Source organism: Floridaenema fluviatile BLCC-F154 (assembly GCF_041929135.1).
GTDB classification, from domain to species: domain Bacteria; phylum Cyanobacteriota; class Cyanobacteriia; order Cyanobacteriales; family Aerosakkonemataceae; genus Floridanema; species Floridanema fluviatile.
Window position 1 is genome coordinate 37,952 of the sequence record NZ_JBHFNS010000013.1, and the last position, 15,468, is coordinate 53,419.

A 15,468-nucleotide genomic window follows, 5' to 3' on the forward strand; every position below is an offset into this window, starting at 1 on the left:
GAATCCGAAACTACCGAGAAATAAATCAATTATTCTGGTTTAATCGTTAGCGGATAGTACCACTAGAGATAAACAAAGGACATTGATTTTATGGTAGCGATCGCATCCATTCATGGCAGAGAAATTCTTGACTCTCGCGGCAACCCAACCGTTGAAGTAGATGTCGTCCTAGAAGATGGTAGCAAAGGACGGGCAGCAGTACCCTCTGGCGCTTCTACCGGAAGTCGGGAAGCTTTGGAACTCAGAGACTCTGAAGCCCGCTATTTGGGCAAAGGCGTACTCCAGGCAGTCAAAAATGTCAATGAAATCATCGCCCCTGCCCTCAAAGGCGCAGATGCCAGCGATCAAACAGCAGTTGATAACAAAATGCTGGAAATGGATGGCACCGAGTATAAATCTAAGTTGGGCGCAAACTCAATTTTAGGCGTATCGATGGCAGTGGCAAGGGCGGCAGCAAATTCGGCAAATTTACCGCTTTACCGCTACTTAGGCGGCGATGATGCGGTAATACTGCCCGTGCCCATGTTTAATATTCTCAATGGTGGTGCTCATGCTGATAATAACGTAGACTTTCAAGAGTTTATGATCGGTCCTGTGGGAGCATCAACTTTCAGCGAATCTTTACGCATGGGCGCGGAAATTTATCATGCGTTAAAGTCAATTTTGAAGCAGAAAGGTTACGGTACTGGGGTAGGCGATGAAGGCGGTTTTGCCCCTAGTTTGAAAAGCAATGTGGAAGCAATTGAGGTAATTTTAGAAGGGATTGATAAGGTAGGATTAAAAGCTGGGGAAGATGTGGCGATCGCATTAGATCCTGCTACTAGCGAATTGTACCGCGAAGAAGACGGCAAATACGAGTTTTACAAATCGGATAAAAGTCGGAAAACTACCGAAGAAATGATCGATCTTTGGGAAGGTTGGGTAAACCAATATCCGATTATTTCCATTGAAGACGGTTTAGGGGAAAAAGATTGGTCAGGTTGGCAACTTTTGACCAAACGCTTAGGCGGTAGAATTCAATTGGTAGGAGATGACGCATTTGTAACCAACCCGGCAATTATCCGAAAAGCGATCGCCGATGGCGTAGGCAATTCTGTATTAGTTAAAGTTAACCAAATTGGTTCGATTACAGAAACTTTAAACGCCATTAAAGAAGCTACTGCTGCCGGATATACTAACATGACCAGTCACCGTTCTGGTGAAACTCCTGATGATTTTATCGCAGATTTAGCAGTTGCTACTGGTTCGGGACAAATCAAAACTGGTGCGCCTTGTCGCGGTGAAAGACTCGCTAAATACAACCAACTACTTCGCATTGAAGAAGAGTTAGGAAGTAAAGCGGTTTATTCAGGTTGGGCGAAATTTAAAAAAGGGTAAGTAACAGAGAAAAGGGGAGAGAATTATCACAATCTTCTCCTCTTTCTTCCTTTCTTTATCCGCCAAACTTCCCACTATTTCCGGTTCAAGAATAACAAATATCAAGCTAAATTTATGGTAATTTAAACTTATGTTTGTTGTCCCTTTAGCCAGTAAGTAACCATTTCTCCTTTGCCTTTAACTGAAAGTGTACCTCGTTTTTCAAACAAATATTTAGGCTGCAAAAGTTGATAAGTTGTTTCTGTAACTTGAATACAACCGGGTAAACTATGGGATTCCATCCGGCTGGCAGTATTGACAGTATCTCCCCATAAATCGTAGATAAACTTTTTACTGCCAATTACTCCAGCAATCACAGGCCCAGTATTAATCCCAATTCGCAAACTGAGGGGTTCCATTTCTGCAATTTGAAATTCAGGTTTGCCGATCGCTGCTTGCATTTCTAAAGCCATTTCAGCGATCGCTTCTGCATGATCGGGACGGGGAATTGGTAAACCTCCTGCTACCATGTAATTATCACCAATTGTTTTGATTTTTTCCAATCCGTAGCGATCGCTCAAATCATCAAAGGTTGAGAAAATCTGATTGAGTAAAGCAACTAATCGATCGGGAGAAATTCTGGTTGAAAGAGTGGTAAACCCAACAATATCAGCAAACAATACAGTAACTTCGGCAAAGTTATCACAAATAGTACGCCGACCTTGTTTCAAATCTTCAGCAATTGGTGCTGGCAGAATATTCAACAGCAATCTTTCTGCTTTTTCTCGTTCTATTTGAGCTTCTGCTTCTGCCTGTTGGCGACGATTTATTTCGCCATAATTCCGCAAAAACGATTCATTAAAAGCAGTTATTACTTCTCCCAATTCATCCTGGCGATCGACTACCATTAAATGAGATTCTGGATGAATGCCCTCTTGCTGTAAAGCAATAGAAGCTTCCATCAAACTATCACGAAGTCTTAAAATCGGTACAATCACCACTGATTGCACAACACACATTGTCACCAAGGTAATCAGTGCCGAAATTAATAGTACAATCGCGATAATTCTTAACACATAAAGATAAAGTTGTTGCTGAATAGAGAACGCATCATGGCGAATAATTAAAATATAATCATTCCCCAATTCATTAGGAAACCAAGCAACATCATAGCGACCTTCAAATTTAAACCATCGTTGCTGCAACTGTTGCTGATTTACCATTAACCAAGATAAGCTAGGTGTTTCACCAAACTGACCTAACTCCTTGCCATCAGAAGCTCGGTATAACACGCCTCCCAACAAACCCTTGAGCATTGCTTCATTTTGAAGTGTTTGAATGTGGAACAATAACTCCTCTGTTGAAGCATTTGGATAAGTCCGAATAATCCACTCAATTTTCGCTGAAGTCACTTCTTTCAGTTGATTTTCTAGTTCCTGACTCTTCTGATTTACTGAAGGAATAAAAACTGCTCCTTCAATGACTAGAAAACTGGCAAAAACAGTAAGGGCAATTCGTCGCGAAAGCCGAGTTTTGTATGAATTAAAGAGATGAATTTTCCCGGAAATCGACTGTGAATTGGCGATCTTATTCGCTCGATCGGGGAGATGAGAAGGTTTAGCGGCGATCCGTATCGCACTAAAGAAAGTGTAAATATTTACTGGCATCATCATAACCACAACAGAGTTGAGTAACGGAATTTAGTAGTAACTCAAGTTGCTTTCTTTTCTTAGCCCCCCTAAATCAGGGAGGTTGCTTTCTTTTCTTAGCCCCCCTGAATCAGGGAGGTTGCTTTCTTTTCTTAGCCCCCCTGAATCAGGGAGGTTGCTTTCTTTTCTTAGCCCCCCTTATTAAGGGGGGTTGGGGGGATCAAACCCGAGTAATCCCAGCCGAAGATCCCCCCTAACCCCCCTTAATAAGGGGGGAACAGGAAAGAATTAATAACTAGCAACTTACGTTAGTACACACCCTGTTCAAATAGTTTCATAAAAACCAGCTTGCAGATTGTTTTTCACTGAAAAAATCTGTGAGAATAGCTAATATTACAATAAATGAGTTTGGCTTATCCTGAGATAATCCTGATCTTCATACCTTTATTTATAAGCTTTAAAATTTGTGCCGTCAATACAGAAAAGTTAAGTATTTTTCAGCGATTTTCCTTGGTCAAGTGTAGTTTTAGGAGGTGGCTAAAGGCGATCGCAAAGTCTCCCAACTTCCTGTAAAGCAGCAGCATTACTTCCCCTTTGAACATTAATATTTGTTTTCAGATAATCACCGATCCAAGAACAACCTTTTGACAGAAGACGATCGGGAGGAGAATTCAGATCGATGTTCCATAAAATAACATTTCCCGTAGAATCAGAAGAAGCTAAAGTGCGATCGCCTAAAAAACTCAAACTTCTCACCCCAGCCGAATGTCCGCCTAAAGATTGCAACTCTTCACCGTCGCGACTCCACAATTTCACAGTCATATCTTCACCCGCAGTTGCTAATATCTTACCATTCGGACTAAAACTTACTGCTGTCACATCTTCTTGATGTCCTGAAAGTGTAGCTAACTCTTTCCCTTGCAGACTCCAAAGTTTCACAGTTTTATCTTTACTCGTAGTAGCAATAAATTGACCATCGGGACTAAATGTAACAGCTAAAACACCAGCTTGATGTCCTGCAAGAGTAGTTAATTCTTCACCTTGTAAATTCCAAAGTTTAGCCGTTCCATCTTCGCTAGCAGTAGCAAGAATTTGACCATCGGGACTAAAGCTAACATCTTGTAATCCTGCTTGATGTCCGCGCAAAACTACTATTTCTTTACCTTTACTAACTTCCCAAATTTTAGCGACACTATCCCAACCTGCACTTGCTACAAGTTTACCATCTGGGCTAAAACTAATGTTACGAATATCGGCTTTATGACAAAATAAAGTTGCCAGTTCTTCGCCTTTTAAATTCCACAGTTTAACAGTTTTATCTCGACTTGCAGTGGCGATCGTCTTTCCATCAGGACTAAACTTAATACTTCTCACTGTATCCTCATGTCCCTTGAGTTTAACTAATAATTCTCCTTGACGATTCCAAAGTTTTCCCATTGTGTATCTTCCTGTTGTTCCCAAAGTTTGACCATCGGGACTAAAACTAACACTATTAATCGCCGCACTGCCAAAATTTAAACTGTGAGGATGGAGAGAGGAAACGTTTTCTTGATTCGTCAGATCTGCCACATTCCAAAGTCTAACAGTTGTATCTTCACTACTGCTAGCAAGTAGTTTTCCATCTTTGCTAAAATGCACACCCCAAACGGGATTTAGGTGTCCTTGTAAGACTTGCAAAGTTTCGCCATTGCGATTCCAAATGCGGATAGTATTGTCATAACTAGAAGTAGCTAAAGTTTTGCCATTGGGACTAAAAACTACACTACCGACAGTATCAGTATGTCCCTGTAAAGTTGCTAATTCTTCGCCTTGCAAATTCCAAATTTTTGCAGTTCGATCGCGACTAGAAGTAGCGATCGTTTCCCCATCTTTGCTGAAGTTAACATACATTACCCAATCTTGATGACCTTTCAAAGTTAGGAGTTTTTTCCCCGACAAACTCCAAACTTTTGCTGTTCCATCTCGACTTGCAGTGGCGATCGCATTTCCCTTTGGACTAAAACTAATTGCTACCACTGGTGCATCATGAGTTTGGAAATTTATTAACTCTTCACCTTGGGAATTCCAAATTTTGATTTTCCCATTCCAACCCATCGCTGCAACCATTTTACCATCAGGACTCCACCCCACACAAGCGACCCAATCATCATGTTGTAAAGTAGCAAGTTCTTTGCCATCTTCGACGCGCCAAATTTTCACAGTGCGATCGCGACTAGCACTAGCTAACTTTTTCCCATCCGGGCTAAAATTGATACTCCAAACTGTGTCATCATGACCCTTGAGAGTATGTAAAATTTGCCCATCTCGTCGCCACAACTTAATAGTTTTATCCCAACTAGAACTTGCCAAAGTTTCGCCATCAGAGCTAAACTTTACCCTAGTTACTACATCAGTATGACCTTCTAAACGGTTGCTTTCCCCGATCCAATTAACCGATTGTTGCAAGGTCTTTTTTACTTTCGCTTTCAACTCAGGATCGGAATTCTCCCAACCCATTTGATGCAACTTTAATCCGGCTTTTAAACTTGCCAACAAAGCATCAAATCTTTGATGCAGTTCAAAATAATTCTCTGAAGAAATCGCCAGAGTATTAATTTCGCCCAAAGCAACCTTTTGTTGTTGTCTGTTAGTTTTCCATGCCAATAATCCTGATATTCCCACCAAAGAAACAGCGATCGTTGACAGTAATAATAAACCTAATACACCTTTTTGAATTGTTTTTCGGGCTTGTTCTTGAGCAGTTGTCAGAATTTGATTTGCTTGTTCTGATGCAGCTAAAGCACCTTGAACTTCCCGTTTATCTATTTCTTGACTAGCAGCAAAAAACCGATAATCTTGATTACTTAAACATTTTCCTAACGCCCAAGCTTCTGCATCTTTGAGAACTTGTCCGCGTAAAAGTAGCGATTCATCTTGATAATTTGAAGCTACCCAACCGTTAAGTTGAACAGCATAAGGTCGAATTTGACTTAGTTGTTTCTCTACCCATTCCAGATTAAAAACTCTTTCATAAATGCGGTTATAAACCTGTAATTTATTCTGATGTTTAACGACTAAACCAGATAATAATAATTCAATTTGTTCGGGAGAATCATCAGCTAAAACGCTGCCATTTTGGAGAATGTGCAAATACAATCCTAATAAACGGCTAGCACGTTGTTCATCTTTGAGGAGGCGATCGCGAATCGTCCGTAAATGTGGCGGTTCATCTTGTGCAATCCAATTATCAATAATTCGCGTTTCTACTAAATTAGAAATTTGCACCGAACAAACACTATGATTGGTTAAAATCTCCTGTACCAACTTTTGCAAATAGGGAAACTGCACATTTGTAGAACTTCCCTCTACACCTGCAACTTCTCTCCCTTCCAATTCTCCCTGTTGTACCACCAACTGACAAAGTTTTTGAGTTAAAAAAGGTTGTCCTCCAGTCCAAGATAAAATTTCTTTTAAAGCCGTTTCCGGGTATTCTACTTTTCCCTCCAATCCTCGCACTAAAGGTTCGATTTCATCAAGTTGAAAACCACACAAATTAATAGCTTTACCAATATTAAAAGGAGTCCGAGTTTTATTCGCAATTAAATCTGAAGGAGTAGCCACACCCAACAAAGCAAAAGTCAGGCGTTTAGAAACATGACAAGAACGCAGCAACGCAAAGAAATCATCAGTATCAAAAGGTAAACTCAGAGTACTATCAATTTCATCAAAGAAAATCACAATTGGTTGAGAAATTAATTCCGGTAAAGTTACCTCGAAAAGTTCACCCAAACGACGCACAGGTGATAAATCTTGCCGATCGGCTAACCAACTGCGAAGATTAACTTGACCAGCCAATCGAAAACTCCGCACCAACCGCATAATAATATCAGCGTACCATTGGTCGATCGTAATCCCCCGATTTCCCAACCCCGACAGATCCACAGTTGCACAAGCGATCCCATCCTCCTGTAACTGCTTCGCCACCTGCACCTGCAAACTCGACTTACCCATCTGGCGACAATTAAGAACATAGCAAAACTCGCCAGCCTTGAGAGCAGTGTAGAGTTCGCGATCGGCTTGTCGCACCACATAACTAGGCGCATCAATCGGAAGCCGACCCCCAACATGATATTGATAAGATAAAGTAGATTTTTGCATAATCAAAGCCCACCTTGACCAATTTTCAATTCCCCCTCGATTCAACTACTTATAAAATGATTTCTCTAAATTGAAAATACAGAAAAGTTAAGGACTTTGCCAAAAAAGATGACTCTTTTATATCAAATAGAAAAAAGGATGCCACAAATCGGAGATCCCCCTAAATCCCCCTTAATAAGGGGGACTTTAAACTCACTCTTGTTCCCCCCTTGGGAAGGACTGAGAAGGAGTACTTGGCCAAATACAACCGACTTTAAACTCACTCTTGTTCCCCCCTTGGGAAGGACTGAGAAGGAGTACTTGGCCAAATACAACCGACTTTAAACTCACTCTTGTTCCCCCCTTGGGAAGGGGGGCTAGGGGGGATCGAACATCTGTAGCAAACATTTAGGTATTCCATATTACATTTATAGCGATCGGTTAACTTGATTAATTAGTAAAATGCTTGGTGTATCAAGAATCCCAGTCCCCAGTCCCCAGTCCCCAGTCCCCAATCGCTAACTTAACTACTTATAACTTTCCTCTCAAAACTTGTTCAGCAGTGAGATTCAATTCAGGAAAAGTTGCCGAAATAATCCTCAGATTACCGCGAAACTCTTGTTTCTGATAAACTTTATTTTCCAACAGGTAAACAGTTACCCGTCGATCGCGCCTCGACACAGGATCTACTACCCAATATTCAGGAATTCCAAAAGCTTGATACTCCGCCAATTTTTCTTTGTAATCATCTCTCGAAGAACTCGGACTAACTATTTCCACGACTAACAAACTGGGAACTTGCAAAACAGCGGAACAATCCATCAAACTTTCCGCTACTTCCTGCGTTATAACTAACACATCGGGAAGACGGGCGCTATCTGACTCCGTTTGCTGTCCAACTTCTCTAAATGCTTCCCAAGGATAACCTAATCTTGCAATTTCTAAATCGAATTGACTTTCTAAAAACTTAGCAATTCTGATATGTAACAACGTTGGAGGATTCATTAGCTTAAGTTCTTGCCGCACCAATTCATAGCGGTTATCCGTTCCATCATCGTAGGTAAGATATTGTGAAAAAGTCAACTTTGGTAGAGTAGTAGTATTCATAATTTTTTGAGAACTTCAACATTAAAATACTTTTAGTAGGGTGTGTATTGCCTATAGCATAACCCACCCTACCGCTATATTTAGCTTGTTAAAGCGTCAAATTGGCGATCGGCTTAACTAAGAGATCCCACCAATTGTTGACTCAAAATCCACATTTTTTCCGCCTTTTCATCATCCCGTGCTTGGGGAGAAACCTTCTGCACAAAAGACTTACCATCTTTCTTTTGTCGATTTCCCCAACTCCAATAAGCACCAGATTGTTTATACTCAGGATCGGCGACTACCATAGCAACTCTTTCGCCAGCCAAATCTTGAGAAACATAACCCCCGGTAACATTCTTTTGGAACCAAGGGAAAAGTTTTTGAAACAACGGATAATGATTACGGAACAGAGGTGTATCTGCCACACATCCCGGATATAAAGAAGTGAAAGTAATCCCCGTAGAATCATGATAGCGACGATGCAATTCGCGCATAGTCAACACATTGCAAACCTTGCTATCTTTATAAGCCTTCACAGGTTCAAACTTCTTGCCATCAATCATGGTGATCGGATCTTTAAATCCAGCAGCAAAACCCTCAAAATTTCCTAAATCGGGACGAGGAGGAATCTTCCCGCCTAACTCATCTGGGTTATGGGTAACAGTCCCTAAAATCACCATTCTTTTATCTGTTGCAGGTGACTTTTTCAGATCTTCTAGCATCATATTACAGAGTAGAAAATGACCCAAGTGATTAGTAGTCATAGTTAACTCATAACCTTCTGGGCTTCGCAATGGCTCTTTGATTAAAGGCATATAAATTGCCGCATTGCACACCAAAGCATCTAGCGATCGACCGCTTACCCGGAAGTTTTTCACGAATTGGCGAACACTGTCCAGGGAACCGAGATCGATCTGCATCAGACTGTAGCTATCTGGCGACATTCCTACACTTTTGGCAGCGGTTTCCGCTTTCGCTAAATCCCGACAAGCCATAACTACGTGCCATCCCCGCTTCGCCAATGCCTTAGCAGCATACAAGCCAACTCCAGAGGAGGCACCCGTGATTACAACAGTTGACTTCCGATTTTGTTCCATTGTCTTCCAACTCAATTGACCATGAGACCATATTCTAGGATCTCACGATCGGTGAGTCAGTAAAACTAGTGTAAAAATTGTTTTTAATTGAAATTGGGAAAATATTAAACAGAAGCGGGGGGGCAGGGGGGCAGAGGGGCAGAGGGGCAGGGGGGTAGGGGGGCAGAGGGGAAACAAAACTCAAAGATTCGATGTTTTTTGGTTAATGAAAGTCGATTTGGGGTTGTAGTAATAACATGATTGTTCCTACTGCTACAAAAGACAGCGTTATCCACAACAACATTAAATTTAAACGCATGATTTTCTCCTTTTAAGCACCTGTTGGTTCGGCGTATCCTTGAATATTTTCTGGTTCAAACTGACGCAACACGCGAGTTGCTTGACGAGTTAATTCTTCGGTACCTTGGACAATAATTAAATACTTACCTGCGTTCAAGCGATTTCGATATGCTAAAGCATCTCCGCTACCCACAGTTAAAGCAACGCCACCACCGACAAAGTAAGCACCCAAAGCGCCAGAAGCAGCACCCAAAAGCCCACCAATAAGATGATTTGCGACGGCATTTAATGAGGAAAAAATGGTAATCCCGGTTAAAAGATTAAACAGGTAGCCAGCAACAAAACCAAAAGGTACTAGCCAAACAAAAAGCCTAGTTGCACCTTGACGTGCTTGTTGATTTGGATTAATTAATCCATATTCATCAGCACTTTTGAAACCTTTACCTAAAATGTTGACTTGCTGAGTGGGGATTCCTTGTTTCTCTAGTTCGGTGTATGCTTGTTCTACTTGGATGCGATCGGACAAAACTGCCACTAAATAATTCATCGTTCTTAACTATTCCTACTCCCCCAGCAAAACAAACCTACTCAGTAAATTCATCTCTCTTTAGAAAGTTAACAAAGGGTACTGGGTACTGGGTACTGGGTACTGGGGATTGGGGAAGTTTTGAGTTTTAAGTTAGGGAGAAGTTTTAAATTCTCCTCTCCCCTGCTCCCCTGCCCTGTCAAAACAGCTTATAATTGTTCAGGATCGATGCCCATTTCGCGTAATTTAGCGAGTAAGGATTGAGATCTTTCTCTCTCCTGTGCTAACAAAGCTTGTGCTTCTTGGGCGCGTTGGCGTTCGGCTTCGGCGCGTTGGCGTTCGGCTTCGGCGCGTTGACTTTCCGCTTCCGCCCTTAGACGTTCGGCTTCCCGCTGTTCTTCTGACCATAGTAAGAGATTTCCTTGGGCATCCCACCACCTTAACCAATATCCAGTTCTGTCTTCGTGGGCTCCCTCCCAAACTCCTAAAAATAAGTCTAATCCGGGAATGAAATAACGCCCAGATTCATCAGGTTCTTGGGCTTTGTAATGTCCTGACTCTAAACTATAAACCTCAATGCGTCCGGTGTTTGGGCGGAAAATGACATAGCGAGGAACTTGGATGACTTTTTCGTAAAAGAACCATTTGCCAATGTTTTCTGTAGACTCGACGGAGTATTCTTCGCCGTAGGTAGCGGAAAGAAACTCCATTACTACTTGGGGAATAGTTCCTTCTGTGTGCGGTGTGTAACTGCGACGGGGTGGGGTTTTGCGCCAAGGTTGTACAGGGCGCACATACATCCAGTCTGGTGCTTTACAAATAATTTTGGCATCAATTGCCGCACATAAGGCAAAATTAGAAACTATTAGCGCATCTTGGCAAAGTTCGGGGAATGGCGTTAATGGCTGACGCAATGCAGCTGCCAGTAAAGGCTGGTCGGTGTTTTCCACTGGGTCATCAGGTAAAATAAAGTCGTCTGGTAATAAAGGCCAAGTAATTGCCAGTTGTGGTACTGGTGTTTGAACGGTGGTAGTCATGTGCTCACCTTGCTTGCGATCGCCTCTAGTTGCATTTTAATTTATGAATCTAGTCAAATATTGTGCGAACATTAATATGTTGAGTAAAGTTATGAGCAAGTTGCTATGGTATTACCATTTCCCACAATCATTAAATCAATTTGGCTGCGGTTGTTTACGGTAATTTTAACGGTAATTTTGGCTTTTCTTTGGGTAATGCTAACTGCAACTCCGGTAGCTGTAGCCCAAGAAAAAACAGTTAATTACACGAAAACTAAGTTGGAAAACCGCGATTTTTCTAATACAGATTTAGAAGGTGCGGTGTTTGCCGCTGCCGAAATGAAAGGAATTAATTTCCAAAATTCTAATCTGAATTTAGCGATTTTTACTCAGGGAATTATGCCGGAAGCTAACTTAGAAGGTGCTACTCTGGCTGGGGCTTTAATGGATAGCGCCATCTTGCATAAAGCGAATTTAAAAAACGCTATTTTCACGTCGGCAATCATGGTTGATGCTAGTTTTAAGGATGCAGATATTACTGGCGCTGACTTCACGGATGCGATTATCGATCGCTATGAAGTAAAACGTCTTTGTCAACGCGCAGAAGGTGTTAATCCAGTAACTAAAGTTTCGACTAGAGAGAGTTTAGATTGTGATTATTTTACTAGACATTAGTTTCTGCATTTCTTCCCAGTCGATCGCATCTTCTAATAAACTTTGATATCCCAAAATATTGGGGTGAAGTCCATCTTCCGTCAGGCGCGATCGCATCCACTCTGCACCACGTCCCATCCACAGATCGAAAATGTCTAAATAGGGAATCTCTCGCGCCTGACAAGCTTGTTTAGTTGCTTCTTTGTATCGATATTGGTCAGCCAAGTTATAGTAAAAACAATCTAAAAAGGGCATTTTCTCTTCATTAACTGGCACCATCCCCACAAATAATACGGGACATAATTGTTGGGCGCGATCGAGCAAAGCATCCATTTCCGCTTCAAAATTGCTAAATTCTGTGTAATTTTTGCCATTTTGTCTAGATAATCTCGCCGAATCATTCACTCCCACAGACAGAATGATTAAATCTGGAACGCGATTTCGCAGTTCTCCCCGATTACGAAACTCATCTTCTAAACGTTGGGCGACTTGCTGTGCGCGATCGCCCCGCACTCCCAAATTATACAAAACATGACCCGGATTCCCTGGCATCATCCACTGTCGTCTGAGTCGTTCTACCCATCCTCCACCTTCATGATCGCCAAATCCATAAACTAAACTATCCCCCAGTGCTACTACCTTTAGGGAAGGATTATTCACTAAGCGTAAACGAAAGGAAGTACTATCTGCTAATGCTGCCATGTATCACAGAGTATAAATACTGCACTATTATAAAATCTTGACACAATGATAAGAAACTACACAATACCTTGGGCGACAGAAGAGTGGGGACTGGGGACTGGGTACTGGGGACTGGGTACTGGGTACTGGGTACTGGGTACTGGGTAAGTTTTGAGTTTTCCCCCTTGCCCCTCTGCCCCTCTGCCCCCCTGCCCCTCTGCCCCCCTGCCCCTCTGCCCCTCTGCCCCTCTGCCCCCCTGCCCCCCTGCCCCTCTGCCCCCCTGCCCCCCTGCCCCCCTGCTTCCTACCCCTCTGCTAAACTGGAAGATGACCTCTAAATAAAGGTTTTATGTACAAACGCTCCAAATTTGAGACTAGTCAAACCCAAGTTATGTATCGGGCGGAAGATTTAATTAAAGCAGCTTCCAACCGTTATCGGATTACTGTACAGGTGGCGAATCGTGCGAAACGTCGCCGTTATGAAGATTTTGAAAATATTGACGATCCAATGATGAAACCTGTGATTCGGGCAATCATTGAAATGTCTGATGAGTTAACTCAACCAGAAATTATCGGCGAATAGTGTAATTAGTTATTGGTCATTTGTTCTTTGTTAGTGAACAATAACAAATGACCAATGACCAATGACCAATAACTAATGACTAAGAATGCGAGATTTACACTTATCGCTTTAACGATTTTGGGTTTAGTGGTTTTGCGATCGCTATACCTGCCATCAAACAACATAAATTTATTCTCTCTCCAACCCGTACAAGCGCAAGATGCGCCGAGTGAGAATCCCCAAAGATTTAGACTAGAAAATGTTTGGCAGAGAGTTTATGAACTTTTGCCCGATTTCCCCAAAGAAAATCAATATATCAGCAAGGAAACGGGAAAACAGGCGACAAGTAATACTTTAGTCGGTCGTTTGATTCGATATCATTTATTTGTTAAAGGTCGTCCCCCGATTTACCGCTTGGATTGGAAATTGACGATCGCTGATTATTTGGGCGTAAATGAGATAATGTTTGATGGTGTTTATCCGGGTGGAGATACCCTACGAGAAAATCCGATGGATAGCGATCGCGCCGTGATTACTCGCCTGACTCGTTCCCAAAGAGATGCTTTAGTCAACACTCTCGTCAGTATTTTTAACCCGAACGCCGCTGCTGAATCTCAACCAACCCCAAAACCAACTCCAAAACCAACTCCGACTCCTAATCCTGGTAGATCTCTTCCTCCCTTACCTCAACCAGGAGACGCACAGCAACTTCAACTTTAAGACAAATGACAAATGACAAATGAGAAATTAATTAAAAGTGGTGTCGGTTGGCGACTTGGTTGGAACCCGAAAGCTGAGAAATTTCAGGGTTTAGTGGGTGGGGATGATTGGGCGATCGAACTCACGGAAGCAGAGTTAAGCGATTTTTGCCGCTTGTTGGCGCAATTAGCAGCAACTATGAAACAAATGGCAAGTGAGTTAATGGACGAGGAAAAAATTGCCACAGAAGCCGAAACTGACTTAATTTGGCTGGAAGTGGCAGGTTATCCTCATTCTTACAGTTTGCATTTGATTGTAAATGGCGATCGGCGTTGCGAAGGCAGCTGGTCAGCAGAAGCAGTTCCCCACTTATTGCAAGCAATTCAAACTTTCCAAGTTTTCTAGTTGCAATTTCTTTTGTTTATGTTATACTAGATAAGCAAAATGAAATCGGGGCGTAGCGCAGCTTGGTAGCGCACCACTTTGGGGTAGTGGGGGTCGCACGTTCAAATCGTGTCGCTCCGATATCTAAAACCCGCTCTCGTAGCGGGTTTTGGCTTTTAAAATAGCATACTGACCGTTGCCAGACACCATCGATGGCTATGACAAATTATGTCGATTTGAGCCACCTTAAAGGATAAATTTAAGATACGAGTTTTTAAGGGTTTCAGACATGGCTGGTCAACGGAATCGAAAAGGGACAGTAGCAGTTCAGAATTTCAAGGGAGTGCTCCGGCTGGTATGGAGCTATCAAGGGAAGCAACATTATCTTTATTGTGGGCTGCCTGACACACCCCTGAACCGAATGGTGGCTGAGGGTAAAGCCAAGGTTATTCAAGGAGATTTGGCTACTGGTAACTTTGACCCAAGTTTAGCGAAATATAAAACAGCACCACCAAATCAGATTTCAGTAGTAGCGTTATTTCAACGCTTTATGGAATCCAGACAAAAATTAATTTATTCCCGTTCTTTGGAAAAATACAAGGCGCTTATCAATAAACTTGAGGCATTTTTTGATAATAAACCAGCACAAGCTGTTACGGAAACTGACACCTTTAAATTTAAGGAAAAACTAGCAACTGAAATATTACCTATAACTTTAAAAGAACGAATCACTTTACTTAGGTCTTGCTGGAATTGGGGAATTAAAAATAAACTGGTGACAGAAAATCCTTGGGCTGATATCAAAGTCCGTGTCCCACCTAAACAAAAACCCAAACCTTTTACTAAAGAAGAAATCCTCAAAATTGTTACTGCCTTCCGAGAACAATGTCCTCACTATGCTGATTTTGTGGAATTTCTCTTTGGCACTGGTGTCAGGACTGGTGAAGCGATCGCACTTCAATGGAAACATCTAGAAGAGAATTGTTCGACGGTTTGGATTGGTGAAAGTTTAAGTCGTGGTCATCGCAAGGAAACTAAAACTGGTCGAGATCGCACCATCAATCTAACCCCGCATCTTCAACAAATACTTTTATCTCGTCGTCCGCCAGATTTCCATCCTGAAGATTTGATTTTCATGGCTCCACAAGGCGGCGCGATCGACGATCATAATTTTCGTAATCGCGCTTGGAAGCCTGTTTTAACTAGTTTAGGTATTCCTTACCGCAAACCTTACACTACACGCCATACTTTAGTTTCTCATGCTCTAGAAAAAGGTATGAATCCAGTTAATGTTGCGGAACTTACTGGTCATAACGTGAAGACTTTGTATGAACATTATGCTGGTGTAGTCAACAAAACT

At 42.0% G+C, this 15,468-nt stretch carries 13 protein-coding genes and 1 tRNA gene; 7 read left to right on the forward strand and 7 right to left on the reverse strand.

From position 1 onward, the window contains the following. Nucleotides 1–90: 90 nt before the first annotated feature. The gene (gene eno, locus ACE1B6_RS00770) at nt 91–1,377 is read left to right on the forward strand and encodes a phosphopyruvate hydratase (RefSeq protein WP_413255324.1); all 1,287 of its coding nucleotides are present in this window, start codon (nt 91–93) and stop codon (nt 1,375–1,377) included. 128 nt (nt 1,378–1,505) lie between these two features. On the opposite strand, the gene ACE1B6_RS30025 is transcribed toward eno, so the two are convergent. The 6 genes from ACE1B6_RS30025 to ACE1B6_RS00800 all read right to left on the reverse strand — a co-directional run bounded on the left by ACE1B6_RS30025 (nt 1,506) and on the right by ACE1B6_RS00800 (nt 11,149). Continuing rightward, nucleotides 1,506–3,029, reverse strand: a complete 1,524-nt coding sequence (locus tag ACE1B6_RS30025) for an adenylate/guanylate cyclase domain-containing protein (protein WP_459562953.1) — start codon at nt 3,027–3,029, stop codon at nt 1,506–1,508. A gap of 513 nt (nt 3,030–3,542) precedes the next feature. Then, nucleotides 3,543–7,142 (reverse strand): WD40 domain-containing protein, encoded by a 3,600-nt coding sequence (locus tag ACE1B6_RS00780; protein WP_413255325.1) that lies wholly within the window; start codon nt 7,140–7,142, stop codon nt 3,543–3,545. 510 nt (nt 7,143–7,652) lie between these two features. After that, nucleotides 7,653–8,228 carry a Uma2 family endonuclease gene (locus ACE1B6_RS00785; RefSeq protein ID WP_413255326.1) on the reverse strand — a complete coding sequence of 192 codons (576 nt, stop codon included), beginning with the start codon at nt 8,226–8,228 and terminating at the stop codon, nt 7,653–7,655. Nucleotides 8,229–8,341: 113 nt separating this feature from the next. Further along, nucleotides 8,342–9,307 (reverse strand): protochlorophyllide reductase, encoded by a 966-nt coding sequence (locus ACE1B6_RS00790; RefSeq protein WP_413255327.1) that lies wholly within the window; start codon nt 9,305–9,307, stop codon nt 8,342–8,344. 310 nt (nt 9,308–9,617) lie between these two features. Further along, nucleotides 9,618–10,133 carry a hypothetical protein gene (locus tag ACE1B6_RS00795; RefSeq protein ID WP_413255328.1) on the reverse strand — a complete coding sequence of 172 codons (516 nt, stop codon included), beginning with the start codon at nt 10,131–10,133 and terminating at the stop codon, nt 9,618–9,620. A gap of 188 nt (nt 10,134–10,321) precedes the next feature. After that, nucleotides 10,322–11,149 (reverse strand): Uma2 family endonuclease, encoded by an 828-nt coding sequence (locus ACE1B6_RS00800; RefSeq protein ID WP_413255329.1) that lies wholly within the window; start codon nt 11,147–11,149, stop codon nt 10,322–10,324. Nucleotides 11,150–11,254: 105 nt separating this feature from the next. Between ACE1B6_RS00800 and ACE1B6_RS00805 the strand changes: the two genes are divergently transcribed. Then, nucleotides 11,255–11,803, forward strand: a complete 549-nt coding sequence (locus ACE1B6_RS00805; protein ID WP_413255330.1) for a pentapeptide repeat-containing protein — start codon at nt 11,255–11,257, stop codon at nt 11,801–11,803. Here ACE1B6_RS00805 and ACE1B6_RS00810 read toward each other — a convergent pair. Continuing rightward, nucleotides 11,774–12,484 carry a GDSL-type esterase/lipase family protein gene (locus ACE1B6_RS00810; protein WP_413255331.1) on the reverse strand — a complete coding sequence of 237 codons (711 nt, stop codon included), beginning with the start codon at nt 12,482–12,484 and terminating at the stop codon, nt 11,774–11,776. The genes ACE1B6_RS00805 and ACE1B6_RS00810 overlap by 30 nt on opposite strands. Nucleotides 12,485–12,812: 328 nt before the next feature. Between ACE1B6_RS00810 and ACE1B6_RS00815 the strand changes: the two genes are divergently transcribed. The 5 genes from ACE1B6_RS00815 to ACE1B6_RS00835 form a co-directional block, all read left to right on the forward strand. Continuing rightward, a complete protein-coding gene (locus ACE1B6_RS00815) occupies nt 12,813–13,046 on the forward strand; it encodes a DNA-directed RNA polymerase subunit omega (protein ID WP_073592500.1) in 234 nt (77 codons plus the stop codon). 75 nt (nt 13,047–13,121) lie between these two features. Continuing rightward, nucleotides 13,122–13,745: a hypothetical protein gene (locus ACE1B6_RS00820; RefSeq protein WP_413255332.1), complete on the forward strand. Its 624-nt coding sequence runs from the start codon at nt 13,122–13,124 to the stop codon at nt 13,743–13,745. A gap of 12 nt (nt 13,746–13,757) precedes the next feature. Next, nucleotides 13,758–14,129, forward strand: coding sequence for a DUF1818 family protein (locus ACE1B6_RS00825; RefSeq protein ID WP_413255333.1), 372 nt, complete (start codon nt 13,758–13,760; stop codon nt 14,127–14,129). Nucleotides 14,130–14,175: 46 nt separating this feature from the next. After that, nucleotides 14,176–14,249: transfer RNA gene (locus ACE1B6_RS00830), tRNA-Pro, on the forward strand. Nucleotides 14,250–14,397: 148 nt separating this feature from the next. Beyond that, a partial coding sequence (locus ACE1B6_RS00835; protein ID WP_413255334.1) for a tyrosine-type recombinase/integrase occupies nt 14,398–15,468 on the forward strand: 1,071 nt, incomplete at its 3' end.